The 24,206-nt window shown below is 64.0% G+C and carries 23 protein-coding genes, 1 tRNA gene and 1 pseudogene; 13 read left to right on the top strand and 12 right to left on the bottom strand.

Annotation, left to right across the window (positions count from 1 at the left end; translation table 11 throughout):
* Window positions 1–44 precede the first annotated feature (44 nt).
* Entirely contained in the window at window positions 45–2,990 is a 2,946-nt protein-coding gene (locus tag FZI91_RS02075) for a UPF0182 family protein (RefSeq protein WP_162526132.1), read from the top strand.
* A gap of 149 nt (window positions 2,991–3,139) precedes the next feature.
* Window positions 3,140–3,213 (top strand) — tRNA-Met (locus FZI91_RS02070).
* Window positions 3,214–3,312: 99 nt separating this feature from the next.
* Here the strand turns inward: FZI91_RS02070 and FZI91_RS02065 are convergent.
* Window positions 3,313–3,675 carry an MmpS family transport accessory protein gene (locus FZI91_RS02065; RefSeq protein ID WP_155937018.1) on the bottom strand — a complete coding sequence of 121 codons (363 nt, stop codon included), beginning with the start codon at window positions 3,673–3,675 and terminating at the stop codon, window positions 3,313–3,315.
* A gap of 210 nt (window positions 3,676–3,885) precedes the next feature.
* Here FZI91_RS02065 and FZI91_RS02060 point away from each other — a divergent pair, with 210 nt between their 5' ends.
* The 3 genes and pseudogenes from FZI91_RS02060 to FZI91_RS02050 form a co-directional block, all read left to right on the top strand.
* Window positions 3,886–4,425: a hypothetical protein gene (locus tag FZI91_RS02060; protein ID WP_162526131.1), complete on the top strand. Its 540-nt coding sequence runs from the start codon at window positions 3,886–3,888 to the stop codon at window positions 4,423–4,425.
* 56 nt (window positions 4,426–4,481) lie between these two features.
* Window positions 4,482–4,808, top strand: coding sequence for a cupin domain-containing protein (locus FZI91_RS02055; RefSeq protein WP_155937704.1), 327 nt, complete (start codon window positions 4,482–4,484; stop codon window positions 4,806–4,808).
* 35 nt (window positions 4,809–4,843) lie between these two features.
* Window positions 4,844–5,611, top strand: a pseudogene (locus FZI91_RS02050) (hypothetical protein); the annotation flags it as partial.
* Here the strand turns inward: FZI91_RS02050 and FZI91_RS02045 are convergent.
* Complete coding sequence (locus tag FZI91_RS02045) at window positions 5,608–6,084, bottom strand: Clp protease N-terminal domain-containing protein (protein WP_162526144.1); 477 nt, start codon at window positions 6,082–6,084, stop codon at window positions 5,608–5,610. The pseudogene FZI91_RS02050 and the gene FZI91_RS02045 sit on opposite strands and share 4 nt — an antisense overlap.
* 21 nt (window positions 6,085–6,105) lie before the next feature.
* Between FZI91_RS02045 and FZI91_RS02040 the strand changes: the two genes are divergently transcribed.
* Both FZI91_RS02040 and FZI91_RS02035 read left to right on the top strand, forming a co-directional pair.
* A complete protein-coding gene (locus tag FZI91_RS02040) occupies window positions 6,106–6,402 on the top strand; it encodes a hypothetical protein (protein ID WP_162526130.1) in 297 nt (98 codons plus the stop codon).
* Between the two features lie 415 nt (window positions 6,403–6,817).
* Window positions 6,818–8,890: an AMP-binding protein gene (locus FZI91_RS02035; protein WP_162526129.1), complete on the top strand. Its 2,073-nt coding sequence runs from the start codon at window positions 6,818–6,820 to the stop codon at window positions 8,888–8,890.
* Here the strand turns inward: FZI91_RS02035 and FZI91_RS02030 are convergent.
* Together FZI91_RS02030 and FZI91_RS02025 are read right to left on the bottom strand one after the other, a co-directional pair.
* The gene (locus FZI91_RS02030; RefSeq protein ID WP_162526128.1) at window positions 8,877–9,299 is read right to left on the bottom strand and encodes a TIGR03668 family PPOX class F420-dependent oxidoreductase; all 423 of its coding nucleotides are present in this window, start codon (window positions 9,297–9,299) and stop codon (window positions 8,877–8,879) included. The two genes, FZI91_RS02035 and FZI91_RS02030, sit on opposite strands and share 14 nt — an antisense overlap.
* A gap of 2 nt (window positions 9,300–9,301) precedes the next feature.
* A complete protein-coding gene (locus FZI91_RS02025) occupies window positions 9,302–9,814 on the bottom strand; it encodes a hypothetical protein (RefSeq protein WP_155937013.1) in 513 nt (170 codons plus the stop codon).
* A gap of 117 nt (window positions 9,815–9,931) precedes the next feature.
* On the opposite strand from FZI91_RS02025, the gene FZI91_RS02020 reads away from it, so the two are divergent.
* Both FZI91_RS02020 and FZI91_RS02015 read left to right on the top strand, forming a co-directional pair.
* A complete protein-coding gene (locus FZI91_RS02020) occupies window positions 9,932–10,771 on the top strand; it encodes an ABC transporter ATP-binding protein (RefSeq protein WP_155937012.1) in 840 nt (279 codons plus the stop codon).
* Entirely contained in the window at window positions 10,768–11,853 is a 1,086-nt protein-coding gene (locus FZI91_RS02015) for an ABC transporter permease (protein ID WP_155937011.1), read from the top strand. Before FZI91_RS02020 ends, FZI91_RS02015 begins: the two co-directional genes overlap by 4 nt.
* Before the next feature lie 66 nt (window positions 11,854–11,919).
* Here FZI91_RS02015 and FZI91_RS02010 read toward each other — a convergent pair whose 3' ends face one another.
* From FZI91_RS02010 to hisN, 3 genes are all read right to left on the bottom strand, one after another.
* Window positions 11,920–13,131 carry an acyl-CoA dehydrogenase family protein gene (locus tag FZI91_RS02010; RefSeq protein ID WP_155937010.1) on the bottom strand — a complete coding sequence of 404 codons (1,212 nt, stop codon included), beginning with the start codon at window positions 13,129–13,131 and terminating at the stop codon, window positions 11,920–11,922.
* Between the two features lie 45 nt (window positions 13,132–13,176).
* Window positions 13,177–14,577: an acyl-CoA dehydrogenase family protein gene (locus FZI91_RS02005; RefSeq protein ID WP_155937009.1), complete on the bottom strand. Its 1,401-nt coding sequence runs from the start codon at window positions 14,575–14,577 to the stop codon at window positions 13,177–13,179.
* A gap of 220 nt (window positions 14,578–14,797) precedes the next feature.
* Complete coding sequence (gene hisN / locus FZI91_RS02000) at window positions 14,798–15,598, bottom strand: histidinol-phosphatase (protein WP_155937008.1); 801 nt, start codon at window positions 15,596–15,598, stop codon at window positions 14,798–14,800.
* A 23-nt stretch (window positions 15,599–15,621) separates the two neighbouring features.
* Here hisN and FZI91_RS01995 point away from each other — a divergent pair, with 23 nt between their 5' ends.
* Window positions 15,622–16,140, top strand: a complete 519-nt coding sequence (locus FZI91_RS01995) for a hypothetical protein (RefSeq protein WP_166548225.1) — start codon at window positions 15,622–15,624, stop codon at window positions 16,138–16,140.
* Between the two features lie 92 nt (window positions 16,141–16,232).
* Here the strand turns inward: FZI91_RS01995 and FZI91_RS01990 are convergent, their stop codons facing one another.
* The 4 genes from FZI91_RS01990 to FZI91_RS01975 form a co-directional block, all read right to left on the bottom strand.
* Complete coding sequence (locus FZI91_RS01990; protein ID WP_155937007.1) at window positions 16,233–16,712, bottom strand: SRPBCC family protein; 480 nt, start codon at window positions 16,710–16,712, stop codon at window positions 16,233–16,235.
* Window positions 16,709–18,058, bottom strand: a complete 1,350-nt coding sequence (locus tag FZI91_RS01985; protein ID WP_162526126.1) for an FAD-dependent oxidoreductase — start codon at window positions 18,056–18,058, stop codon at window positions 16,709–16,711. Before FZI91_RS01985 ends, FZI91_RS01990 begins: the two co-directional genes overlap by 4 nt.
* A gap of 145 nt (window positions 18,059–18,203) precedes the next feature.
* Window positions 18,204–19,943 (bottom strand): acyl-CoA dehydrogenase, encoded by a 1,740-nt coding sequence (locus FZI91_RS01980; RefSeq protein WP_162526125.1) that lies wholly within the window; start codon window positions 19,941–19,943, stop codon window positions 18,204–18,206.
* A 76-nt stretch (window positions 19,944–20,019) separates the two neighbouring features.
* The gene (locus FZI91_RS01975; RefSeq protein ID WP_155937005.1) at window positions 20,020–20,685 is read right to left on the bottom strand and encodes a short-chain dehydrogenase; all 666 of its coding nucleotides are present in this window, start codon (window positions 20,683–20,685) and stop codon (window positions 20,020–20,022) included.
* Between the two features lie 112 nt (window positions 20,686–20,797).
* Between FZI91_RS01975 and FZI91_RS01970 the strand changes: the two genes are divergently transcribed.
* Genes FZI91_RS01970 through FZI91_RS01960 form a run of 3 tightly spaced genes read left to right on the top strand, consistent with a single transcriptional unit; the run spans window position 20,798 to window position 23,868 of the window.
* Entirely contained in the window at window positions 20,798–21,688 is an 891-nt protein-coding gene (locus tag FZI91_RS01970) for an IclR family transcriptional regulator (protein WP_155937004.1), read from the top strand.
* A gap of 49 nt (window positions 21,689–21,737) precedes the next feature.
* Window positions 21,738–22,841, top strand: coding sequence for a peptide chain release factor 2 (prfB, locus tag FZI91_RS01965; RefSeq protein ID WP_162526124.1), 1,104 nt, complete (start codon window positions 21,738–21,740; stop codon window positions 22,839–22,841).
* Window positions 22,834–23,868 (top strand): mechanosensitive ion channel family protein, encoded by a 1,035-nt coding sequence (locus tag FZI91_RS01960; protein WP_155937701.1) that lies wholly within the window; start codon window positions 22,834–22,836, stop codon window positions 23,866–23,868. The genes prfB and FZI91_RS01960 overlap by 8 nt, the downstream gene beginning before the upstream one ends.
* A 124-nt stretch (window positions 23,869–23,992) precedes the next feature.
* On the opposite strand, the gene FZI91_RS23620 is transcribed toward FZI91_RS01960, so the two are convergent.
* Window positions 23,993–24,172 (bottom strand): hypothetical protein, encoded by a 180-nt coding sequence (locus FZI91_RS23620; RefSeq protein ID WP_203448828.1) that lies wholly within the window; start codon window positions 24,170–24,172, stop codon window positions 23,993–23,995.
* Window positions 24,173–24,206 lie beyond the last annotated feature (34 nt).

The raw sequence follows: 24,206 nt of genomic DNA, 5'->3' as shown, positions 1-24,206 counted from the left end.
CGGTTCCGACAAGCTCAGAAACACTCGACGAGGAGCGTAGCGACGTGGGAATGCGGCCAAATGGGGCTCTGCCACGATTGACCCGACGGAGCCGGCGACTGGTCGCCGCGGCGTTGGTGATTGTGGTGCTGTTGTTGATCGGGCCGCGCCTGGTCGATACCTATATCAACTGGCTGTGGTTCGGTGAGCTCGGCTTCCGCGGCGTCTTCACCACCGCGCTGCTGACACGCCTGACGTTGTTCCTCATCGTCGGAACCCTCGTCGGTGCAGTGGTTTTCGCGGGCCTCGGACTGGCATATCGGTCGCGGCCGGTGTTTGTGCCCGCCAAAGGGCCCGGCGACGCTCTCGCGCAATACCGCGCCCTGATCTTGTCGCGGGTGCGGCTCTTCGTCATCGGCGTTCCGGTTCTCGTCGGGATACTGACCGGTGTTGTGGCTCAAAGCTATTGGATGCCCGTGCAGCTGTTCCTGGAGGGTGGCGAGTTCGGGATCAAGGATCCGCAGTTCGGGTTGGATCTCGGTTTCTTCGCGTTCGATCTGCCGTTCTACCGATTTGTATTGACGTACCTGTTCATCGCGGTCTTTGTCGCGCTGTTCGTCAACGCGCTGGTGCACTACATCTTTGGTGGTATCCGGCTCTCCGGACGCACCGGCACACTGTCGCGCCCGGCACGCATCCAACTGGTGGCGCTCGTCGGAATCCTGGTTCTGCTGAAGGTCGCCGCGTATTGGCTGGATCGCTATGAGCTGCTCTCGCATACCCGGGCCGGCAAGCCGTTCACCGGTGCCGGCTACACAGACATCAATGCAGTGCTGCCGGCCAAGCTCATCCTGCTGGCCATCGCCGTGATCTGCGCGGTGGCGGTGTTCTCGGCACTCGTGTTGAAGGATCTGCGGATTCCCGCGATCGGCCTGGCGCTGTTGCTGTTCTCCTCGGTGGTAATCGGTGCCGGGTGGCCGTTGATCGTCGAGCAATTCAGCGTCAAACCCAATGCCGCACAGAAGGAAAGCGACTACATCGCGCGCAGCATCAAGGCGACCCGTGAGGCGTACGGTCTGACCAGCGATGTGGTGACCTACAAGCCGTACAGCGGTATGGATCCGGTGACGGCCACCGACGTGCGGACCGACCACGCCACCACTTCGAACATCCGCCTGCTGGATCCGAACATCGTGGGACGCGCCTTCAAGCAGCTGCAGCAGGGCCGGAACTTCTATAACTTCCCCGAGCAGTTGGCGATCGATCGCTACAAGGACGCGACGGGCAACCTGCGTGACTTTGTGGTCGCCGCGCGCGAGCTCGATCCGTCTGCATTGCAGGACAATCAGCAGGATTGGATCAATAGGCACACCGTCTACACCCACGGCGACGGATTTGTCGCGGCGCCTGCCAACACCACCCGGGGCGTCGCCGACGACCCCGGCGCCAATGGCGGATACCCCGATTTCCAGGTGTCCGCGGTGGGCGTTCCCCCGCAGGGGCCGGCGCCGCTGGATCAGCCCCGGGTGTACTTCGGGCCGATTATCGCCAGTGCTCCCAAGGATTACGCGATTGTCGGTCCGGGTGACCGCGAATACGACACTGAGTCGAAGAACTACTCGTACGCGGGCACCGGTGGTGTGCGGGTCGGCGGGTTCTTGGCGCGCACCGTGTTCGGCCTCAAATACGCCGAGCGGAACTTCTTGTTCTCCAACGTGATCGGCGACAACAGCCGCATCTTGTTCAACCGTGATCCGGTTGAGCGGGTAGAGGCGGTCGCCCCGTGGCTCACCACGGACAGCAAGGTATATCCGGCGGTTGTCGACCGACGGTTGGTGTGGGTCGTGGATGGCTACACCACCTTGGACAACTACCCGTACTCGCAAGAGGTGGCGTTGTCGGACGCCACGATTGACGCGAACGTCGTCAAGGCCAGGGGGGCCCTGCAGGACAAGCAGGTGTCCTACATCCGCAACTCGGTCAAGGCCACTGTCGACGCCTACGACGGCACCGTGGACTTGTACCAGTTCGATGAGAAGGATCCGGTGCTCAAGGCCTGGATGAAGGTCTTCCCGGGTTCGGTGAAACCCAAAACCGATATCTCGCCGGATCTCGCAAACCACCTGCGTTACCCAGAGGATCTGTTCAAGGTCCAGCGCCGTCTGTTGGCGAGCTATCACGTCGACAACCCGGTGAAATTCTTCAACACCAGTGAGTTCTGGGAGGTTCCGGCCGATCCGAACGAGGATCCGCAACTGCGCCCACCGCCGCAGCCGCCGTACTACATCATTGCGAAAGACCCTCAGGCCAAGGATGATTCGCCGTCGTTCCAGCTCACCAGTCCGCTGGACCGGTTCCGGCGCGACAACGTGCTCGCGGCGTTCGTAACGGCCAGTTCCGATCCCGCGACGTACGGAAAGCTGACCGTGCTGACCATGGAGGGGGAGGCGGGAAGCCCCCGGGTGGCGCGCAATGCGATGGATACGGACACCAGGCTCAGTGAGGAGCTGGGCCGCATCAGGGGCCAGAACAACGTCGAGCTGGGTAACTTGCTGACGTTGCCCATCGGGAACGGCGCGATCATGTACGTGCAGCCGATCTACGCCTCGCCCAAGGCTGCCACGTCATCGGCGTATCCGCGCCTGATCCGTGTGGTGATGAACTACAAGACCGCGACCGAGACCAAGGTGGCGTACGCGCCGAGGGTCCAGGACGCGCTGGATGCGCTGGCCGGCGGCGGCGGAAGTGTCGCCACCGCGCCCAAGCCTGTCGCCGGGCAGGTGCCGCCGCCTCCAGGAGCCCCGCCGACCCCGACACAGGGTGTTCAGGTGCCACCTGTGCCCACCGGGGCCACGGAGCAGCTGTCCCCGGCGAAGGCTGCCGCACTGCAAGACGTGCAGCGGTCCATCGTCGAGGTGAAGGAGGCTCAGAAGAGCGGCGACTTCGCGCGGTACGGCCAGGCGCTCAAGGGCCTCGACGATGCCATGACGAAGTACACACAGGCCAAGTGATGTCGGCCGAGTGTCGACTTTTCGGGAGAAATGCGAGCCAGCTGCCCGGAAAGTCGACACTCGCTCGACACGTTCGTGGCGGTGTAACCGCAGGCCAGGTAATCGATTTGGTGACAACGCACCGCGCCCGGTAACCTTGTGTTCACCACCGCGGGGTGGAGCAGCTCGGTAGCTCGCTGGGCTCATAACCCAGAGGTCGCAGGTTCAAATCCTGTCCCCGCTACTAGGTACGCAGGCCAGAGACATCACGTCTCTGGCCTGCGTTATTTCTAGAGCGTGAAATCTGGCGGGATCGCCGCCGCGCCAGCGCGTTTCGCGCCGATTATCCCTGGCAGGTAGCGGTTGAATTCGGGCCCGCGCCGTTGTTTTCGACTTTGACCTTGTCGTTGACTATCAGGCGGCAGGTCACTGAGCCGCCGCCTGACTGGGCGCTGACGAAGTAGTGCGGGTTGGCGTCTGTACTCGTGAATGTCCAGTACCACGTGCTCTGTGTATTGGCGTCGTGCTGTTCTCGCAGGATTCCGCGGCTGTCTCGCCAGCTGACCTGCGATACGGGCCGCTCACTGGTAACGACGTACAGAACCCTCTCCGGCGGCTGAGGAGTGATGGTCAGGGAGGCGCCGAATGCGGTCGCCCCGACTGCCGTGGCGAGGCCGGTAATCAGAGATGCTGCTGCGAGGGCCATGGGTCAGCCTTCGCAGTCGGTGGATGTAGAGCTGACCGTGAGCGTCATTGCCCGCGTCCTCCTGGAGAGATCAGATGGTGATGAAAGGAATGTACGTCCAACCAGGATCGCCCACTGCCCTTTTGCGGCAACATGTTTTGCCTATCGTGCGCCTCAATTTCTGCAGTCAGCGTCTACTGTTGGGGCAATTGCAGGGGGAGGCGTAGCGGTATGGGTGGGAGTCATGACTATGTGCCGATTCAGCTGACGCGGGCGTTTCGTAAGGCACAGAGCAACAAGCTGTTTCGGTCGTGGATCGAGATGCAGCAGGCGATCATGGCGATCGAGTTTCCGATTCATGATTGCCCCGAGGTTCGCGACATCATGTACACCGAGGAGAGTCTGCGCGTCATTGAGGACAAGCTGCTCTCGCTGTACGACAACCACGACGTCTGGCGCGACGAGCAGAACGTACACACGGTGATGCGATACGTGTTCTACGTCGGCGAGACCTACCGGACCGCGTTCGAAGGCACGTGGGCCGCACTCCCGAAGTACGAAGGCGGCGAGAATGACAACACCCCGGTGGTCGACCTTCCGTTCCGGGAAACGCCATTAAAGCCGGTGGAATCGGTGCGGGCCGTCCTACTGAGACGGACCGGCATCGAGCTGACTGATCAGTATCCGTATGCCCAGCGGGAATATGCGGAATGGGTGGAAGGGGGACGGCCCGCGCGCACCTACCGCGGGACGCTGCGCGAAGACGACTAGTTAGGGCCACCAGGAGGGGTTGACGGGCGCACTAGCAGGGGCATGGAATGGCAGGTATGCAAAAGCGCTCGATAGACGCGTTGATACGTCAGCTGTTCGAGCGGGTTCACGACAGTCGTACCGCCGCGGAGACCGTCGTGGGTGGCCACGAGCGAGTACTGCGCCAAACGGTGATTGCACTGCGTGAGGGTGCCGAACTCGGCGAGCACGAGAACCCGGGGGAGGCCACCATCTACGTCATCCAGGGGTCGGTCCGGTTGGTGGTCGGCGATGAGCATTGGGACGGTCGTGCCGGTGATCTGATCGAAATCCCCGACGCCCGGCATTCGCTGCAGGCCCTGGCGGACTCGGCCGTCATGCTCACCGTCGCCAAGCGGCGCTGACGACCCGACTGGCCCGCCGGGTCTGCTCACGCCATGATTACCCCATGGGTCTTATCGCGCTCCCGAATGCTGTGCTTACCGATGCCGATATTGCCGATGCGCTGAGTCGCGCGGTTCGGGTTATCAACCCGGTACTCACCGTGCTCGCCGAGTCCGACCCGTTCGGCCTCAAGGAACGCACGTACAGCCTCGGGGACGGCGAGGGGGTTGTCGACAAAGCACTCGACGCGCTCGCCTGCGCGCTGAACACCGCCACCACCCCGGGCACCCAGGCGTGGGAGGAACTGGATACTCACGGGAAAGCGCACTGGTGGGTGCAGCGCGTCGGAGCCGTCAACACCGTATTCGTCGCTTTCCCAGGGATTTTCGGTGCACTAGCGGCACGCCTGCCGGTGCAGGATCTGCTGGGGTTTTCCAACCAGGCCATCGTGCTCTGCGCCGTCGCCCGCGAGCTCGGAATCGACAACGACCAAGACCAGGTCCGCCTCCTTGCCACGGTGCTGTGCAATCGCACCCTCAGCGATGACGTGCTGGCCGGTGCCGACGATCAGGAGCCGGAGGCGTCGCGGAATTGGTCGCCCTTCGCGCTAGCCCGCACCATGTGGCATCTCGCCGGCATCCTGCGGGCAATCGGCAACGAGCTGGAGAAGCGGCCACAACCTAAGCCGATCTTCCGTTATCTCGGAATGCTGCCCGCGATAGGAAGTATCGCCGGCTATATCGGGGAGTATGGGGCATTGCGGCGGGCCGCGAGCGCCGGCGAGCAGAGCATCGCCGCGCAATCGCAACCCGTGTACGCCTAGTCGCCGAGGTTCTCGTCGAGATGGGCTCGGACGCTATCCCAGAGGTCTAGTACGTCGACGTCGAGCTTCTCCCAGATCTGGATGACGGTGGGGTCCGCCGCGTCGATCAGACCCAGCAGCATGTGTCCGGTGCAGATTTCCTTGTGCCGACGGCTCGTTGAGGCGGCCATCGCCAGCTCGAGTGTCCGCTGAGCGCCGGGAGTGAACGGCATCTTCTCCGTTGGCGGCTCCTGGCTGGCCGGTGCGACCTGCTGAACCACCCGCGCCGCGTTGTCGGGCCTAATTCCGGCTGCCGCCAGGGTTCGAGCACCCAGCCCGGCCCCCTCGCCGAGCAGGCCCAGTAAGAGGTGTTCGGCGCCGAGGTAGTTGTGTTTCCGTTCACCCGCTTCTTCCTGCGCGATCACGATGACCTGCCGGGTGCCTTCGTTGAATAGATGGAACATGACCCTCCCTATCTCCGACTCAACGTACATCCTGCCGGAGCCGGCTCGCCCATGAGCTACTGTCACGACATGACTGCTCTGAAGGTGTTGGCCGGAACCGGTTTCGTGGCAGTCGCCCTGCTCACGGGCTGCTCGGGTGTCATCAATCAGGGCGGCGACACGAAATGCAAGGACTTCCTCGCCGCCGAGGAGCAGAAGCAGAATGACGCGGTGAGCAAGATGCTCAAGGATCAACGGGGACGTGACGCGTCGAACCTGGAGATCTCCGCGACCCGCACCTCGGCCACGATGTACTGCAAGACCCTCGGGAACGACAGCAGCAAGATTCGCGAGGCTCCGCACATCTAGGGACAGACCCGCTGGCGCAATCGCGTTGGGCCACTTGGTTGTTGTGGCCGGCGACGATGTCTATGTTCGGAAACTCCTTGTGTCGCAACATTTCACGAAGTAACTCGCATCCCCTGTCGGCTTCATCGGAATCGGACGTCCTTCGTCGCGAGTCGGCACCGCCTTGTACCTAGCAGTAGCTAGTAGTGCGATACCGGATGCGGGTGAGTGAATCCTGCGGTACCGCCGCGGTTCGCTGTCGATGGTTTGCCGGTCGGGGAGAGCCTCGTCGTCGTTGCCCGCGACGCGCTCGATGCGGCCTTCAGCAATCTGGTCACGTCTGTGACAAGAGCAACAACAGTTATTGGGCAGTGATTCGCGTCATCGGGTACGCTCTCGCGGTGCATGGCCGAAAACCGCAGGTAGGACGATGGATATGGTCGCTGATGTAATTAGTTGCGACAAGTTGCTCAGGCACCCACGCGGGCTCGTGTGGGAGCTGATCAGCTCACCCGACATGTACCCCATGTTCTTTACTGGGGTCGGTTCCTGTGAGACCTTGATCGAGAGCACCGAGGCGGGGCCGGACCCCGAGTACCTGGTGCTGTCCGCGAAGGTGAAGGCCCGCGTTCGGCTCATCCTCAGCAACTCCAAAGAGAGCCTCGCCATCGAGGGTGTCGACAACGACGGCCTGATTTCTGTCCGACTCTTCGAGGAGCGATCTGCGCAGACCCGGGTTCGTATCACGGTGTTGCGGGCCGGATCGGTTCTGCCGGGCGGCATCAAGAAGCCAAGCGTCGCCGTCAACCAATGGTTGATGGACGGTCTGGACAAAATTGATGACTATCTGTCCGGCGCGCCTACTTCCACCGTCTCCAGCATGGGTGATAAAGGAAATCTTCAAGTCAGCATCGCGCGTCTGATGGTCGGCGTCGGCGTGGTACGTATTCCGCGCCCCGATCGCGGACTTCGCCAGCTCGGTTCACTGGCGCGGTGGGGATTCACTCTTCAGGGCGGATATGCGGCCGCCGCCGCGCGCGCCCCCAAGCAGCTCGCGGTCGCGGATGACGCCGGCCAGCTGACCTTCGAGCAACTCGATCGGCGCGCCGAGGGACTGGCCACCGGCCTCATGCGTGATGGCATCAATGAGACGTCCAAGATTGGCCTGCTGGCTCGCAACAACATTGCCATGGTCGAGTGCCTGATTGCCTTGGGCATGCTCGGGGTGGACGTGATGCTGCTCAACAACGCGCTGGCAGCCACTCAGATACAGATTGCTGTAGCGCGTAACAATCTCGCCAAGGTGCTCGTCGACGACGATCTTGACGAGCTCGTGAGGTATGTGCCGTGGGAGGTTGAACTCATCAGCACCGGTCGGCGCAGTGCCATCAACGGGCGTCGCGGGCTGGATGACTTCTTGGTATCCGACAATCCGGGAGTGTTGCCGCCGACCCGCTCCGGCCATCAGGTGGTGCAAACCTCCGGCACCTCCGGGACACCCAAGGGAGCGTTGCGGCCGACACCGCGCGGGTTCGCCGTCATCGCGGCGATGCTGTCGCGGATGCCGATGAAGATGGACGAGACAATGCTCATCTCCGCGCCGATCTTCCACTCGTGGGGCCTGGGCTGTCTGCAGATCAGCACACCGCTGCGCGCGACGGTGATTCTGCAGGAGAAGTTTGATCCGGAGGAATGCCTGCGTGCGATAGCCACCCGCAAAGTGACCACGCTGATCGCCGTCCCGGTCATGTTGCAGCGCATTGCGGATCTGCCGCTCACGGTGCGGCAGAAGTACGACACATCCAGCTTGCGCCTGGTGGCATGCAGTGGTTCGCCGCTGAATGCCTCACTGGTGCAACGTTTTACCGAAGCATTTGGCGAGGTTCTCTACAACTTCTACGGATCAACCGAAGTGTCTTGGGCCACCATCGCCGATCCCGAGGATCTCAAGATCGCCCCGACCACCGTGGGGCGCCCCCCGCTGGGCACCACCATTGCGATCCTCGACGCCGACAGGCGTCCGGTGCCGCGCGGCGTGACGGGGCGGATCTTCGTCGGCAATGAAATGTTGTTCGACGGGTATGTGGCCGACCCGTCGCCGGCGTCGGTGAACGGTCTGCTCGATACCGGCGACCTGGGCCATTTGGATGCCGACGGACGCCTGTACATCGATGGCCGAGATGACGAGATGATCATTTCCGGCGGAGAGAATGTGTTCCCGCGACCAGTGGAGGATGCGTTGTCCTTCCTGCCGCAGGTTGCGGACGTTGCCGTTGTCGGGGCGTCCGACGACAATTTCGGTCAGCGGCTGACCGCATTCGTGGTGTTGCACTCCGGCGCCACTCTCGACGGAGACATGGTGCGCGCCTTCATCAAGAATCGGCTCAGCAAGTTCCATGTGCCCCGCGACGTGTACTTCGTGGACACCTTGCCGCGCACGTCCACGGGCAAGGTCATCAAACGGCTGCTGCTCGCGGACTGCGAACGCGACGGCATCAAGCCCGAGTAGGGGAGGCCGCCCATCCGCTCCAGCGGGTGATCTCGGTCACGACCATCGGGCCGGTGGGCGGTGTCTGCCGGTATTGCCGATACTTGTTGGCCAGCAGGGTTATCCACGCGGCGTCGGGGGTGTCCAGCACATGTGCCGTGCCGTCGGCGCGGGCCCACCACAGGGTGGCCCAGTCGTCGTCATAGTGGTCCGCCAGGAAGCTGACTGTCGGATTCGCGGTGATGTTGCGTAGGCGCTGTAAGTCGTTGCTCGACTTCGGCTTGTGATCAACCGCCCAGCAGATCACGTCGTCCGCGATGGCGAAGGTCACCGGAACCAGATGCGGCACACCGGATTCATCCACCGTCGCCAACCGCGCGACCGCCGCCGCCAGGAAGCGGCTGCGCGCATCGGCGGGGTCGAGGCGCACGCTTAGCGCGCGCCCCCGTTGCAGATGTTGGCCAGGACGTGGAAGTTGTTGACTCCGTCAAACAGCAGGCCACCGACAGCGGCGCCGCGATCGACGATCTCGGGGGAGGCGCGGACCTCGGGGGAGGCCGCCAACCAGGTACCCGCGAGGTCGTAGGCGCCGCTGAGTCCGTCGGCGTACGCGGTGAGCTGCGCCCGGGCGCCGGGCTCGGTGACACCGTCAAGGTGGGCGCGCACGCCGTCGTTGGCGCGGCCCCACATGTCGCGGGCTTGGCCGATGGCCTCATATTGGCGGTCCAGGCCGGAGTAGGCGGGATTGTCGGCGCGCAGGTACATCAGCGCCTCGGTGACGATGGGGCCGTTGTTGGCCGGATCGTCGACAGCCTTGGACATCTGGTCGATCGCAGCGCAGGTCGACTCGTCCGCGCTGGCAACGGGAGCGCCGATCCCAAGTGTCGTGAGGGCACAGCTCGCCAGGGCAAGCCGAGCGAGCAGACCTGACCGAACCCACGCCATAAAGTCCTCCAGAAGTGAAGCAAAGCTATTTGTCCTGATTGGATCAGCGCAGCCTATCCGAAGCTGAGCATTCCAGATACCTGAGCGGTGGACGGCCATCAGCTAACATCGGCGAGCATGACTCTGGTTGCGGAAGGGCTCACGCGGACTTTCAAGCGCCACGTTGCGGTGGCGGGGGCCGACATCACCCTCTCGCCAGGGCAAATCACCGGCCTGGTGGGCCCGAATGGCGCCGGGAAGACAACCTTGTTGCTCATGCTGGCGGGTCTGCTACAGCCCTCTGGCGGCACCATCCGAATGGATGGTGAGGCGGTGGACCCCGTGCGGCTCCGCGAACAGGTGGGGTGGATGCCCGATGCCTTCGGCACGTGGGAATCCCTGACCGCTGCGGAGATCTTGATTGCTTTCGCGCGCCTCTATGGCAGCGGGGTGGCTGAGGCGCGGCAACGTGCGGCGAAGCTGCTTGCCGGTGTGCACCTGTCAGAGTTCGCCGATCGTCCCGCTCAGGAGCTATCGCGAGGACAGAAGCAGCGGCTGGGTTTCGCGCGTGCTTTGGTGCACGAGCCGCGCGTGCTGCTGCTCGATGAGCCCGCTTCGGGCATGGACCCCCGGTCCCGTTTTGAACTCCGGGATTCGCTTCGGGCGCTGGCAGATTCGGGTTGTGCGGTGCTGGTGTCGTCACACATCCTCACCGAGTTGGGGGAGATGGTGGACGAAGTCGTGATGATGAGTGCGGGTCATACCGCACCGCCGCCGGCCGCGGCCGGGACCACCTGGCGGGTCCGTCTTCTCGGTCAGGCGGCGGGCGGCTCGACCTATCTGACCTTCGCCGATGACGACGAGGCCGCCGGATACCTGGCGCGCACAGTGGGTTCCGGGACACGAGTGCTCGAGTTCACGCGGGCGACGAACGCGTTAGAAGATTCCTACTTTGCGCTTGAGGCGGACCGCACATGATGACGTGGTGGCGGCCCGTCGGAGTCATTGTCGGATTGGAACTGCGCCAACGCATCCGGACCACGCGGTGGCGACTAACTCTCGGTGCCGCCTTCCTCGTCATCACGCTGTTGGTCTTCGGTTCGCGATATGTCGCAGCAGCGGCAGGTGACGGATCGATTGCCGGTTGGGAACGGGACTTCTACGCGATTGTCGGCGGATTCGTGTTGCTGCTCGGGCTCGTGGTCGCACCGAGCATGACGGCGACATCGATCAATGGCGATCGCAAGGATGCGACCTTGGCGGTGGTGCAGGCGACGCCGATCACCGCCATGCAATTGGCCATGGGGAAGCTGCTAGGGGGCTGGGTTGCCTCACTGGCCCTTCTCGGAGTGTCGGCGCCCTATCTCCTCTGGGCGGCCGCAGTTGCGCCCTACTCGATCGGCACCTCACTGCTGGGGATCGCCGTCTCGGCGCTGCTCTTCCTGTGCTATTGCGGTATCGGACTAGGGTTTTCGGCATTGTCCGCCCGCCCGGTGAGTTCCGCGGTCATGACGCAGCTGACGGTGTTCTTCTTGATCCTCGGTCTGCCGGCGATCATGGGCATGCTTACCCCGTTCGTCCTGGAGACGCCTACGGTCTTGCGACCGAATTGGGATCACTACGGGGAGGTACGGGGCAACTGTACGGAGAAGCTCCGCGAGATCGAAGTCACTCACACCGAACGCATCTGGTGGCTGACGGCGCCAAACCCCTTCGTCATCACCGCCGATGCGGTATCGCAGACAGACCCGGCGCTCACCGCCAAACCGATAGCGCACGATGACGTCATCGTGTACGGCGCGTACGACACCGTGTTGCTGTCCCTGGCCCGGACAGTCTCCGAGTTGCGTTCAGGACCCGATGAGGCCAGGGACATCATGTGTTCCGAGCCTCGTCGCGACTGGGATGAAGAGCGTGCCGAGCAGAGCCGCTTCGTGGGCCACACCTGGTATTTCGGTCTCGCCGTCAACGTCGTCCTCGGCACGATCGGGCTGGCGGTGGCCATCCGCCGATTGCGTGTGCCGGTCGACGCATTGCCCCGCGGGGTCCGCATCGCCTGAGGCACAAAACATTGCGGCCCCTCCGGGGTAGTCCCGGAAGGGCCGCAATAGAACTTGATTACCGCATCACTTGAGTTCTGCGGAGCTTAGCCCCAGCAGGCGGCGGGCCACCACCAGTTGCTGGATCTGCTGTGTGCCCTCGAAGATGTCCAGGATCTTCGAATCGCGGCCCCACTTCTCCAGCAGAGTGCGCTCGGAATAGCCGGTGGTGCCGGCCATTTCGACGGCCTTGAGGGTGATATCGCTACCCACCCGGCCGGCCTTGGCCTTGGCCATCGACGCTTCCATCGAGTTGGGCACGTTGTTATCGGCCTGCCAGGCGCTGCGCAGCGTCAGCAGGTACGACGCCTCCCAGTCGGCTTCCATGCGGATGAACTCGGCGGCCGCGGCGTGCTGAGCGTGCGCAGGCTTGTCATAGGAGATCTCGATGCCCGCGTCTTCGAGGATCTTGCGCAGCTCCTCCAGCGAGGCGCGCGAGACACCCACGGCCATGGCGGCCACGATCGGACGGGTGTTGTCGAAGGTGCTCATCACACCGCCGAAGCCCTTTTCGGTGTTGATCTCCGGATCGCTGAGGATGTAATCCTTGGGGATGCGGCAGTTTTCGAACCGAATGACCGCGGTGTCGGAAGCCTTGATGCCGAGCTTCTCTTCCAAGCGCTCGACCGTCACGCCCGGGTGCTCACGCGGCACCAGGAAGGACTTGATGGCGGGGCGGCCCTTGGTCTTGTCCAGCGTCGCCCACACCACGATGTGGGTGGCACGGGAACCGGCGGTGACGAAGATCTTCTCGCCGTTGATGACGTACTCGTCACCGTCGAGCTTGGCGGTGGTGGTCACGGCGGCCGAGTCCGAACCGAAACCGGGCTCGGTAATGGCCATGGCGGCCCACACCTTGCCGAACTTGTCGGCATCCTCCTTGCTGGTGACGCTCGATACGGCGGCGTTGCCCAGGCCCTGGTAAGGAATCGTCAGCAGCAGGCCGCAGTCGCCCCAGCTCATTTCGAGGGCATTCAGCAGCGCGGACATGTTGGCGCCGTTGACGTTCTGCTTCTGGGAGTTCTCCTCGGCGCGGAAGGCCTCGGCGCCGGCGAAGGCGAAGGTGCCGGCCGCGCTGACGCCGGCGAACAGCGTCTCCAGCGTTTCCAGCTCGACGGGGTAGGCGTGCTCGGCCAGGTCGTACTTGCGGGAAATGGGTCGCACCAGCTCGGCAGCGCCCTGATGCCCCTTCTCCTGAACGGCTTGCAACTTCTTGGGGAGTTCCAAATTGATTGCCATGAAAAGACTTTCGGTTAGTAGAGGAAGACTAGAGGAAGGGCTGCGCTACAGAATCACGACGCCTTCGGCGACACCGATCGCGCGCAGGTTCCGGTACCAGCGCTCCACCGGGTGCTCCTTGGTGAAGCCGTGGCCACCGAGCAGCTGCACGCCGTCGAGGCCGATCTGCATGCCCTTGTCGGAGGCGAGCTTGCGGGCCAGTGCGGCTTCGCGGATGAACGGCAGGCCCTGCTCGGCACGCGAGGCGCCGCGCAGGGTGACCAGGCGCAGACCGTCGAGCTCGATAGCGATGTTGGCGCACATGAAGGCAACGGCCTGGCGGCGGGCGATGGGCTCACCGAATGCCTCGCGCTGCTTCACGTAGGGGATCACGTAGTCGAGCACGGCCTGGCCGGTGCCGACCGCCAGCGATGCCCAACCCAGGCGGGCCAGTGCGACAGCCTCGGAGTAGTCGGACTCCGCGGCGCCGTCCTCACCGAGCAGGTTGCCGGCAGGAACCGCGACGTTGGTCAGGTTCAGCCGGCCCAGGGCCGCGCCGCGGATGCCCATGCTCGGGTCTTCCTCGACGGTGATGCCTTCGGTGCCGGACTCGACGATGAACAGCGAGGGGCGACCGTTGTAGTTGGCGGCCACGATGAACAGCTCGGCCTGTGCGGCGGCCGGGACCAGCGACTTGGTGCCGTTGAGCCGGAAACCGCTGGGGGTGCGAGTGGCGGTGGTCTTGAGGCTGAACGGATCGAACAGCGCCTGCGGCTCGGCGATGACTACCGACGCCTGCGGCACATTCTCGCCCGCGAACTCCTTGAGGTACGTGGCCTGCTGGCCTGCGCTGCCCCAGTTGGTCAACGCCGAAGCAACGCCCGAGGGCGCCAGGATCGGCAGCGCCAGACCCATGTCACCGTACGAAAGTGCCTCGGCAACAAGGGAGTTGGTGACAGTCGAGCGCTGCGAGGCGATGCCGTCGAAGTCCTCGGGAATGTTGATGGCGGTGACGCCCAGCTCGGCAACCTTGCTCAGCAGGTCGGCGGGGTAGGTCTTGTTCTTGTCCGATTCGTAGGCGACCGGGCGGATGACCTCAACGGCGAACTCCATCACGGTGTCCGCGATCATCTTCTGCTCGTCCTCGGGGGTGAGGTCGAAGAAGTCTGCGTTCGCCTTGTCTAGACGCTTCGGGCCGCTCTTGTTGCCGCTGACCTTCTTGAAGGTGCGGTTGGCAACGCCGAGGGTGGCGAACAGGCCCTTGGTGCTCTCGAACAGGCCCTTGTTGAACGCTCCGCGCAGGTTGTACTTGTCCAGCAGCTCCGAGCCCGCGATGGGGGTCAGTACCGCGATCAAGATGTCGATCGCGCCGCGCTTGTGCTTCTGCAGACCGACACCGGTCTCGTGCTTGGCCAGGCTCTTGCTCTTGGCCTTGTGTTCGTGACTCGGGGTCAACGTGTTGGTCATGTCACCAGCCGTTTCTGGGGTCTGAGGGTTCTCCAAAGGGGAGTTCAGCGATACCTTACTCCCAAGTAAGAAACCGTATCTTACTAAGCGGTAAGATCCGCATAAAACGAGGTGTACGTCACATCCTCAACCCGCCGCCGAGTGTGAACGCTGCTGCGCACACTCGGCGAAATGGGCGCACTGGCGCTCACACTCGGCACGGAAGCGCCGGGGGCAGTGCTTAAGAAAGGGCCTTCAGCACCTCATCGTGTAGCAACCCGTTGGTTGCGACGGCGCTGCCGCCGTGCGGGCCGGGCTCGCCAGCCAGACTCGTGAACCGTCCGCCGGCCTCGCGGATCAGGATGTCCAGTGGCGCCAGGTCCCATAGCGAGACCTCGGGTTCGGCGGCGATATCGACCGCGCCCTCGGCCACCAAGCAGTACGAATAGAAGTCGCCGAAACCGCGGACCCGCCACACCTCGTCCGTCAGATCAATGAACTGGTCGCGCATGCCGCGGTCGGCCCAGCCCGACAGGCTGGAGAACGACAGACTCGCCGACGTCAACTGGTCGACGCCAGAGACGTGTATCTCGCGATCTTCACCAGACCCGACCCGGCTGTACGCGCCGAGTCCCTCGGCCGCCCACCAGCGCCGGGACAGCCCCGGAGCGCTGATCACGCCGACGACGGGGACGCCGTCCACCAGCAGCGCGATGAGGGTGGCCCAGATCGGGACGCCGCGCGCGAAGTTCTTGGTGCCGTCAATGGGGTCGATCACCCAGCTTCGGCCCCGGCGACTGTGTCCTTCAAAATCCCCGCCGTACTCCTCGCCGAGCACCGAGTCCTCCGGACGGGATCGGTGCAACAACGAGCGCAGCACGGTCTCCACCGAGGTATCCGCATCGGTGACTGGCGTCAGGTCGGGTTTGGTGTCCACTCGAAGGTCGAGCGCGCCGAACCGTGACATGGTGATTTCATCGGCTGCATCAGCCAATTCGAGTGCCAGTCGACGATCTTCGCGCAAGGACACGGTGGGCGTCATGTGTGCAGTCCTACCATGGCAGTGTGTGGGAATTCTTGGCGCTACTGCTCATCGGCGGCTCGGTCGCTCTCGTCATCATGCAGATGCGACGCGGTCGACGGCCGCAGCCCGGCATGAATGCGGTGGAAGGAACCCTGTTGGTGACCGGGGTCAGTCCGCGTCCTGAAGGTGTGGCCGGCGGTCAGCTGGTGACGATCACCGGGGCACTCACCGGACCAACGGTCGCCGAATACATCACCTATCGGCAGATCGTGCGTGATGTCAACGACTGGCCGCGCGTCGGCGACCTTATTCCGGTGCTGTACCCGCCGAAGAATCCCGACCGCTGGGACATCTTGCTGGCGCCGCCGCCCGGCCCCGTCCCGCAGCAGTACCCGAGCGGGCCGCCGTCGATCGAGAACATTGATCCGGCGCCGCCGCCTCCGCCGCCTTCAATGCCGCCTGCTCCACCGCCGGGTCCGGTTGAGGGTCCGTCGGTGACCGAGGATCAGGTCAAGAAGCACGAGCCGCCGCCGCGGTACTACGAGCCTCCGCCGCTGTAGGCGGCGAGCTTTCGCCGAGTGTGCGCTCAGGCAGAGGAACCGCACGAAATGTCTGCGTGGACGCACTTTCGGCGAGGGCGTCTCGGATGCCGCTACCCATTCTCGCGCTGCAGGAAATCCGCCAGCGCTCTGAGTCGACTCTGGGTCTCGCGCTTGAACATTCGCTCGGCGAGCGGTTCGATGAACGCCGGCCGACACGTGAACGTCATGGTGTATGTCGCCAGCGACATGTCTTCGCGGTGCTCGGCCGTGACGTCGGTGTCATCGCTGTCGATCGGTTCATGACGCAGCGATGCCGCCCACTTGGTGAAGAAGGGCGGTGCCGATTCCAGCTTGATCGCGGCGAGATGCGGCGGCTTGAAGGTGACGTACCGGGTGCGGAAGGAGTACCCGCCCAGGATCCAGCGCGCGGTGCAGACGGCGACTGTGCCCACTTCGACGTCCCCGCCTTCCACGTATGCGCGGCGCAGCAGGGTGTCCCACTGCAGCCGTCGGTCGTAATCGTGGAGCAGGTCGAACGTCCGCTGACAGTTGGCGGGCATGACCTGTGACACCACGATGTGGACGGTCATGCCTCGCCGTGCCTCCCGGTCGCGGCAAGCAGCTCGGGCACCGTCTCAAGCTTCACGCGGGGGCGGCCCTGCGGTTCACCGTTGGCGCGCTCGTGTGAATCGATGGTCAGCCAATCGGATTGCGACACGATGTGTGGTTCATGGCCCAACAGCCACACCTCGAGTGCTGCGACATCGGGTGCGGCGCCCAGCTCGGCGGTCGCCAGGTCGGCGAGCAGGGTGTCGACGGTCTCCTGCGAGTCGCTCTTGTTGGTTCCGATGACGCCGACGGGGCCTCGCTTGATCCAGCCAACCACGTACTCGTTGTTGCGGTCCTCGATGCGGCCGGCGCCGTTGACGATGACGCCGCGCCGGGAGTCGAAGGGCAGCCCGGGCACGGGAACCCCGCGATAGCCGATCGCGCGCACGACCAGGTGGGTGGGCAGCGTTTCACGCTCACCGGTGTCGCGGGCGACGGTGTATCCGTCCTCGTCGACCAACTCGTTGCGGCCCACCGTGATTGATTCCACTTCACCATCGCCGTGCAGCTCGATGGGGGAGGTGCGGAACCGGAACACCACGCGACGATTCCCCGCTGTGGGCTCTCGCTGGGCGTACTTGCGCAGTGTGTCGATGTTAGTGCGGGTGGCCTTGGGTGCTGCCGCAAGCTGCTCATCGGTGATGCCCTCTAGATCTGAAGGGTCGACGATGACGTCCACGCCGGGCAGCTCACCCATCTCGCGCAGTTCCAGCGGCGTGAAGGTGGCCTGCAGCGGACCGCGCCGCCCGATGATCACCACCTCGCGTATGGCGTTGTGGTCCAAGGAATCCAGCGCACGATCGGCGATATCGGTGGTGTGCAGCGATTCCGGGTCCATGCCTAGGATGCGCGCCACGTCCAGCGCCACGTTCCCGTTTCCGACCACCACGGCGCGTTCCCCCGAGAGGTCCACCGTCACGCTCTGATACGTCGGATTGGCGTTGTACCAGCCCACCACGTCGACGGCGGCCACGCAGCCGGGCAGCTGATCTCCCGGGATGCCCAGCGGCTTGTCGGACTGAGCGCCCACCGCGTAGATCACCGCGTCGTAGCGGGCGGCCAACTCCTCGGCGGTGATCTGCACGCCCACTTCGATGTTGCCGAAGAACCGGAAGCGTGGGTGCGTCGCCGTCTTCTCGAACACCGCGCTGACCGACTTGATCTTGGGGTGATCGGGTGCCACTCCTGACCGAACCAATCCCCAAGGGGTGGGCAGCATTTCGAGCATGTCCACGTGGACGTCGAAATCGGCGTGCTTGAGCAGTGATCCGGCGGCAAAGAACCCCGAGGGGCCCGCACCGACGATGGCGACGTGAACGGCGCGCACCCTCGTACATCCTTATCTGCCCGCCAGGGCAGCGGCTGTCGTCGGCTATGGGCTGGCCGACAGGGGGCTGGCCGCGGTCCTGTCCGGACGGGTTACCCCACCGATGCTAGCGATGAGGCCGAGGGTGCGCCGGTAGACGTGCGGACTAGGCCTGCATTTCGTACGCGCCAGACAGCGCTTCGACCCGATTCCAAATCTCGTCGAACCGTTCGGAATTGAATACCGGTTCTGAAATCACGTCCTTGGCCCACTGCCGCTGCGTCGCGGTGGCTTCCCGCTTACCCAGCAGATCGACCGCGTACGTCGAGAAGTCCCGGTTGAGGAACTCGAAGATCTGGTCGATCAGCGCGGAGTCGGTGCCACGCAGCTGCGCCTGCTCCAAGATCAGACCGCCGTAGACCACCAGGGTGAACAGCTCGCCGATGCTCAGTTGCAGGTCCAGCCCAGCGCTCTTGATCGCGTCCCGCTCGTTCGCGACTAGGGTCGCCAACGCCTCGGCGCGCTGGGTGAAGGCCGCGACGTTCGGGATGTCGGCGTTGGCTGCGAACGGCTTGCGCCAATCATGGAACCGGATCTTGCCCAGCCCGCTGGCCGGTCCCTGGCGGAACAGGAACTCGTCGTCGGCGGCCTGAAGCTGAACTGCGGGTACCGGAAGGTCCTGCGCGTCGTGCAGATAGGCGGGCATGAACTTGAGGATCAGCGCCAGGTTGACGGCCACGGTGCCTTCGAGCTTGGGCAGTCCGGCCACGTCCACGCGGGCGGCGGTTGTGTAGCTCTCGGCCTCGAAGGCCTTGGCGGACATGACGTCCGCCAACAGTGCCAAGACCTTTTCGGCCTCGGTGGTGGCCTTCATCTTGGTGACGGGATTGAACAGCAGATAGCGGCGATCCTCGGGGCTGGCGGTGCGGAAGTAGTCCACGGCGCGCTCGCTGAACAGTTTCATTGCCAACAGTCGGGCGTACGCGTCGACAAACTCGCGGCGTACGTGATCGAACTTGGTCACTGGGCTGCCATACAGAATTCTGTTGTGGGCGTGAGTGATTGATTCGTAGAAGGCGTGGGTGGACAGGCCGATCCCGCCGAAGCACAGGTTGAACTTGCCGATGTTGACGGTGTTGAGTGCCGCGCTGAAGGCATCGGCACCAACGTGCAGGATGTCATCCTCGCTCACCGGGTACTCGTTGAGCTCGAACTCGGCGACGTACATCTGCGAGGGCACCACGTTCTTGATCACCCGGTAGGTGGGGTGCTCGCAGTCGGCGAGGAAAAAGACATATTGATCCAGCCCGTCACGGCCCTGGACGCGGCCGAAGACCGAGACGATGCGGGCGCAGTTGCCGTTGCCGATGTAGTACTTGCTGCCGGATGCCTTGTATCCGCCACCCTCGAGAGGGGTGAGCACCATGTCGCTGGAGTAGATGTCGGCGCCGTGGGCCTGCTCGGATAGGCCGAATGCCGCGACGGCACCGCCGTCGAGTAGGTCGGCGGCGCGCTTGCGTGGGTCGGTGTTGGCGCTCTGCCACACCGGGCCGAGGCCGAGCACGGTCACCTGCCACGGGTACCAGTAGTTCAGGCCGTAGAAGCCGAGGATCTCCGAGAGCTTGGCCACCCGGGCGGTGTCCCAGCGCTTATCGGCGTGCCCGGCACCGTCGGCGGCGGGAGTCAGAAACGTCGCGAACAGCTTCTCGCGCGCCGCGAAGTCAAGAAAGTCCTGATAGAAGACCTTGTCGACATAGTCCTGGAGCAGCCGCGTCTTTCCGCGGTCCTCGAACCAGGCGACAGTCGTCTTGAGGAGTCGACGGGTTTCGCCGTCGAATTCGGCGAAGTCGTCCTGGGTGGGGTGAAGCAGTTCGGTCTTGGGGGCGGCGTTCGTATCCTGACTCACGGTCAGGAACTTACCAGTGCGTCAGTTTGGATAGGGAGGGAAGGGAAACTGAACGCCAGGTGCACATCAGCGCGCGTTAGTTGACTCGTCGCGCCGAGCGGAAGTCCGTCTCGTCAACGTCATGGACGCAATGACGATGTTGTCGGCGGCCGAGGCGGGCCAGCGCCATCAGGGCGAGGTCGTCGGCATCCATCGCGGGCCGATGCAGTGCGTACTCGTCGAGCAGGGCCACCTCGACGCCCTGTCGACGCAGGTCATCGCGGATACCCGTCGTCACCATCGAATCGGCGCTGCGCGGTTGGGCGTGAAGGGAGACGCCTTGTGTCGCCAGTGATTTCACCAGGACGACGCCCCCCTTGCCGCGGTCGGCGATGCGCTGGCCGAATCGGTGGGCGAGGTACAACGTCCGCATTCGGTTCAAGTCTGATTTGCCGAAGCGGCTGCTGGCCGCGTCCTCGTCGGTGATGCAGACCAACAGGCCCACATCGATATCGTCGGTGGCCGCGGCGAGCTCGCCGTTGAAGACGTCGGCGGATGTGGTGCGGACACTGATCCCGGCGGTCATGGTCAGTGTGTAGGCGTCAGCTCTTCCGCCGTGCGCGGCAAGGACGATGTTGATGCCATTCGCCGCGATATGTCGGGCGAATGCGGCCGCCGTTTCGGTCTCGCCGGCGGCGATGACGGCCCATGGCCCGTATCGTGAATTTGGTATGACGGCTAGCTGTTTACCAAAGGAGTGCATGTGAGAATCACCTCCCCGGGTAGCTAGTTGACCGGTATCGTATTTCTTGTTTGAATTCGATATATCGAATTCAAGCGCATATTAGCAGCCAGCCGGTCGGATTGGGGCGAAAATGACGAAGCCGGCACCCGCCGTTGTGCGTGCCACCGAGATCCTCGATTATCTGGCCGGGCGGCCGACTCTGCCGTTGTCGATGACGGAGATCGCCGAGGCGGTCGGGGTGAATCCTGCGTCGACGCTCGCGATCCTTCAGGCGTTAACTGAGGCGGGGTACGTCGTGCGACATCCGCGGCACAAGACCTATTCGATTGGTCCGTCCATGCTGATCACCGGGCATGCGGCACGCGTGCGGTATGAGATCGCCGACGCGGTGGATACCGAGGTGAGAAACCTGGCGACGCAGTTCGGTACCGCGTGCACCGCATCGATGATCGCCGGCGAGGACGTTGCGGTGATCGCATCGCATGGCCGATCGCCGGCCGGCGCCAGTTATCAGGTGGGGCAACGGATTCGGCATAGTGCGCCGGCCGGTCTGGTGTTCATGGCCTGGGCGTCCGATGGTGAGGTACGGCGCTGGCTGCTACGGGCGACGCCGATGATCACCGACGAACTGTGGGACGCGATGCAGGCCATGCTGGCGGGCATTCGCGAGCAAGGCTATTTCGCATCGGTACAAAGCGACCGCGTCGACAAGTTTTACCTGCAACTCGGCGAGACGGCGCGGCGCGGCACTGTCGACGAGAGGCTCGACACCATCCAATCGATGCTCGCCTCACTGTTGGCGCGGATGGGCGAGCCGATCGATTTCAGTGCGCCGCGACGGATCGGGTTTCTGGGTGCGCCCGTCTTCGGCAGCGATGGCGAGGTCGCGGTGATGCTGAGCGTGTTGGGAACACCCGCTCGCCTCACCGAAGCCCAGGTCGCAGATGCCGGCAATCGGCTGAGATTCAGCGCAGACCACATCACGTCCATTACCCACGGCAGGCAGGGCGCCAACGCGTAGGCGTCGGGTGGGAAAGCTTCGCTCAATCAGCCCGGTAGCCTGAACTGTTGTGGATCTGGACTGCCAAGCTGACATCACCGACCTCGACACGACTCTCACCACAGTAGAGCGGGTGCTCGACGTCGACGGTCTGCGTGCTCGGATTGCGAAGCTCGGAGAGGACGCTGCCGATCCCAATCTTTGGGACGACCAGGCGCGTGCCCAGCAGGTGACGAGCCAGCTCTCCCATGCGCAGGGCGAGCTGCGGCGTGTCGAAGCGCTTCGGCAGCGCCTGGATGACCTGCCCGTGCTGTACGAGCTTGCGGAGGAATCCGAAGACGCTTCCGTTGTCGCTGAGGCCGACGCCGACCGCGTCAAGCTGCGCGAGGACATCGAGGCCATGGAGGTCCGCACACTGCTGTCCGGCGAGTACGACGAGCGCGAGGCCGTGGTCACCATCCGGTCCGGTGCGGGTGGCGTCGACGCCGCGGACTGGGCCGAGATGCTCATGCGCATGTACATCCGCTGGGCCGAGGCGCATAAGTATGCGGTCGAGGTCTTCGATACCTCCTACGCCGAAGAAGCGGGCATCAAGAGCGCCACCTTCGCCGTGCACGCGCCCTTCGCCTACGGCACGTTGTCGGTGGAGCAGGGCACGCACCGGTTGGTGCGGATCAGCCCGTTTGACAACCAGAGCCGGCGCCAAACCTCGTTCGCCGATGTCGAGGTGCTCCCGGTGGTGGAAACGACCGATCACATCGAGATCCCGGAAGGTGATCTGCGCGTTGACGTTTACCGGTCGAGTGGGCCGGGCGGGCAGTCGGTGAACACCACCGACTCGGCGGTACGGCTCACGCACATTCCGACGGGAATCGTCGTCACCTGCCAGAACGAGAAGTCGCAGCTGCAGAACAAGGTCGCCGCGATGCGCGTGCTTCAGGCACGGCTGTTGGAGCGCAAGCGACAGGAGGAGCGCGCCGAAATGGATGCGCTCAAGGGCGACGGCGGAAGCTCGTGGGGAACCCAGATGCGCTCCTATGTGCTGCAGCCCTATCAGATGGTCAAGGACCTGCGTACCGAATACGAGGTGGGTAATCCCGCGGCGGTGCTCGACGGGGATATCGATGGATTCCTCGAAGCGGGGATCCGGTGGCGCAACAGGCGCGATGATTAGAGCCGCCGAGTTCAGTGCGGAGGGTCTCCGCCTAGCCGATCGCTGGGACACATTGTGGGCCAGTCAGATTGGGCATTGGCTGCTCGACAACGGCCTGCGGATCGTCATCGCCATCCTCGGTGCGATTCTGATCGTTCGCTTCATCAATTGGGGTGCCCAGAAAGTCACCCGCCGGCTGGACCGCTCTTTCACGCAAAGCGACGCGCTGGTGCGCTCCGAGGCCAGCAAGCACCGGCAGGCACTCGCTTCGGTGGTGTCCTGGTTCGTCGTGGTGCTGGTCGTTGTCATCACCACCGTGCACATCGTCGGGCTGTTGGGCATCTCGATTGGCGGGCTGGCGGGTCCGGCCGCGGTGCTGGGTGGTGCACTCGGTTTCGGCGCGCAGCGCGTGGTCCAGGACCTGTTGAGCGGGTTCTTTCTCATCACCGAAAAGCAATACGGTTTCGGTGATCTGGTGGAGCTCTATGTGCAGGGGCAGACCACCGAGTCGCGGGGGACCGTCGAGGAGGTCACCTTGCGGGTCACCAAGTTGCGTTCCGGCGATGGTGAGGTGATCACCATTCCCAACGGGTTGATCGTCAAGGCTGTGAACCTCTCCAAGGACTGGGCGCGCGCGGTCGTGGACATTCCGGTGCCGACGAGTGTCGACCTGGCCCGGGTCAACGATGTGCTGTACGACGTCTGTCAGCAGGCGCTGGTGGACCGCGATCTCTCGCAGCTGCTGCTCGATGCCCCGTCGCTGATGGGTGTGGAGAGCATCGAGGTGGACCGAGTTAACGTGCGCATGGTGGCACGGTCCTTGCCCGGCAAGCAGTTCGAGGTGGGACGGCGGCTACGCGCCAAGGTGATCGCGGCCCTGGCTAAGGCCGGTGTCCCGCTGGTGGGGGACAGCCGCCCGGTGGTCCGCACGATGTCGTCGTCGAGCTCTGGTGAACTGAAACGTGACGGCAAGCGCGACGAAGCCAAACGTCAAGAAGGTGTTGACACCAAGCCTCAACAGGTCATTACGGCGGAGGAGCTCAGATGAGTGAGTCCCGCCAGGAGCCGTTCTGGGGAAAGGTTCTGTCCCGCGCCAAGAAACTCCGCGACAAGATTCGCATCAGGACGTCGACGGTGGTGCTGATCCTCGCCTTGTTCGGGGCCAGTTGGCTCTACGACGTCACGCGGCCGGAACCTGCGCCGCCGCAGCCGCCCCCCGGATACACCTGGGCACCCAAGCCCACCGTCACCACGACGACCGTGCCCCGGCCTGTGCAGACCACTACGAGGCGCCCGACGACGACCACAGCGCCCACGACGACGGCACCGACGACGGAGCCGACCAACACCATCGTCACAACGTTCCCGACATTGACGACTCAGGCG

Origin of the sequence: Mycobacteroides sp. CBMA 271, from assembly GCF_009729205.1 — a bacterium.
Taxonomy (GTDB): domain Bacteria; phylum Actinomycetota; class Actinomycetes; order Mycobacteriales; family Mycobacteriaceae; genus Mycobacterium.
Note: the sequence above shows the minus strand (reverse complement) of the source record. Positions and strands in the feature narration are given on the sequence as shown.

Coding starts and splice junctions, on each gene's coding strand:
- FZI91_RS02065 (WP_155937018.1), bottom strand. CDS start 3,675: ATGGCCCTCGCAGCAGCATCTCTGATTACCGGCCTCGCCACGGCAGTC.
- FZI91_RS02005 (WP_155937009.1), bottom strand. CDS start 14,577: ATGACCAACACGTTGACCCCGAGTCACGAACACAAGGCCAAGAGCAAG.
- FZI91_RS01960 (WP_155937701.1), top strand. CDS start 22,834: ATGATTAGAGCCGCCGAGTTCAGTGCGGAGGGTCTCCGCCTAGCCGAT.
- FZI91_RS01975 (WP_155937005.1), bottom strand. CDS start 20,685: ATGCACTCCTTTGGTAAACAGCTAGCCGTCATACCAAATTCACGATAC.
- FZI91_RS01990 (WP_155937007.1), bottom strand. CDS start 16,712: ATGACCGTCCACATCGTGGTGTCACAGGTCATGCCCGCCAACTGTCAG.
- FZI91_RS02025 (WP_155937013.1), bottom strand. CDS start 9,814: ATGGCGTGGGTTCGGTCAGGTCTGCTCGCTCGGCTTGCCCTGGCGAGC.
- FZI91_RS02035 (WP_162526129.1), top strand. CDS start 6,818: ATGGTCGCTGATGTAATTAGTTGCGACAAGTTGCTCAGGCACCCACGC.
- FZI91_RS02010 (WP_155937010.1), bottom strand. CDS start 13,131: ATGGCAATCAATTTGGAACTCCCCAAGAAGTTGCAAGCCGTTCAGGAG.
- FZI91_RS23620 (WP_203448828.1), bottom strand. CDS start 24,172: ATGGTGTTGGTCGGCTCCGTCGTCGGTGCCGTCGTCGTGGGCGCTGTG.
- FZI91_RS02045 (WP_162526144.1), bottom strand. CDS start 6,084: ATGTACGTTGAGTCGGAGATAGGGAGGGTCATGTTCCATCTATTCAAC.
- FZI91_RS02060 (WP_162526131.1), top strand. CDS start 3,886: ATGGGTGGGAGTCATGACTATGTGCCGATTCAGCTGACGCGGGCGTTT.
- hisN (WP_155937008.1), bottom strand. CDS start 15,598: ATGACGCCCACCGTGTCCTTGCGCGAAGATCGTCGACTGGCACTCGAA.
- FZI91_RS02040 (WP_162526130.1), top strand. CDS start 6,106: ATGAGCTACTGTCACGACATGACTGCTCTGAAGGTGTTGGCCGGAACC.
- FZI91_RS02020 (WP_155937012.1), top strand. CDS start 9,932: ATGACTCTGGTTGCGGAAGGGCTCACGCGGACTTTCAAGCGCCACGTT.
- FZI91_RS02055 (WP_155937704.1), top strand. CDS start 4,482: ATGCAAAAGCGCTCGATAGACGCGTTGATACGTCAGCTGTTCGAGCGG.
- FZI91_RS01970 (WP_155937004.1), top strand. CDS start 20,798: ATGACGAAGCCGGCACCCGCCGTTGTGCGTGCCACCGAGATCCTCGAT.
- FZI91_RS02015 (WP_155937011.1), top strand. CDS start 10,768: ATGATGACGTGGTGGCGGCCCGTCGGAGTCATTGTCGGATTGGAACTG.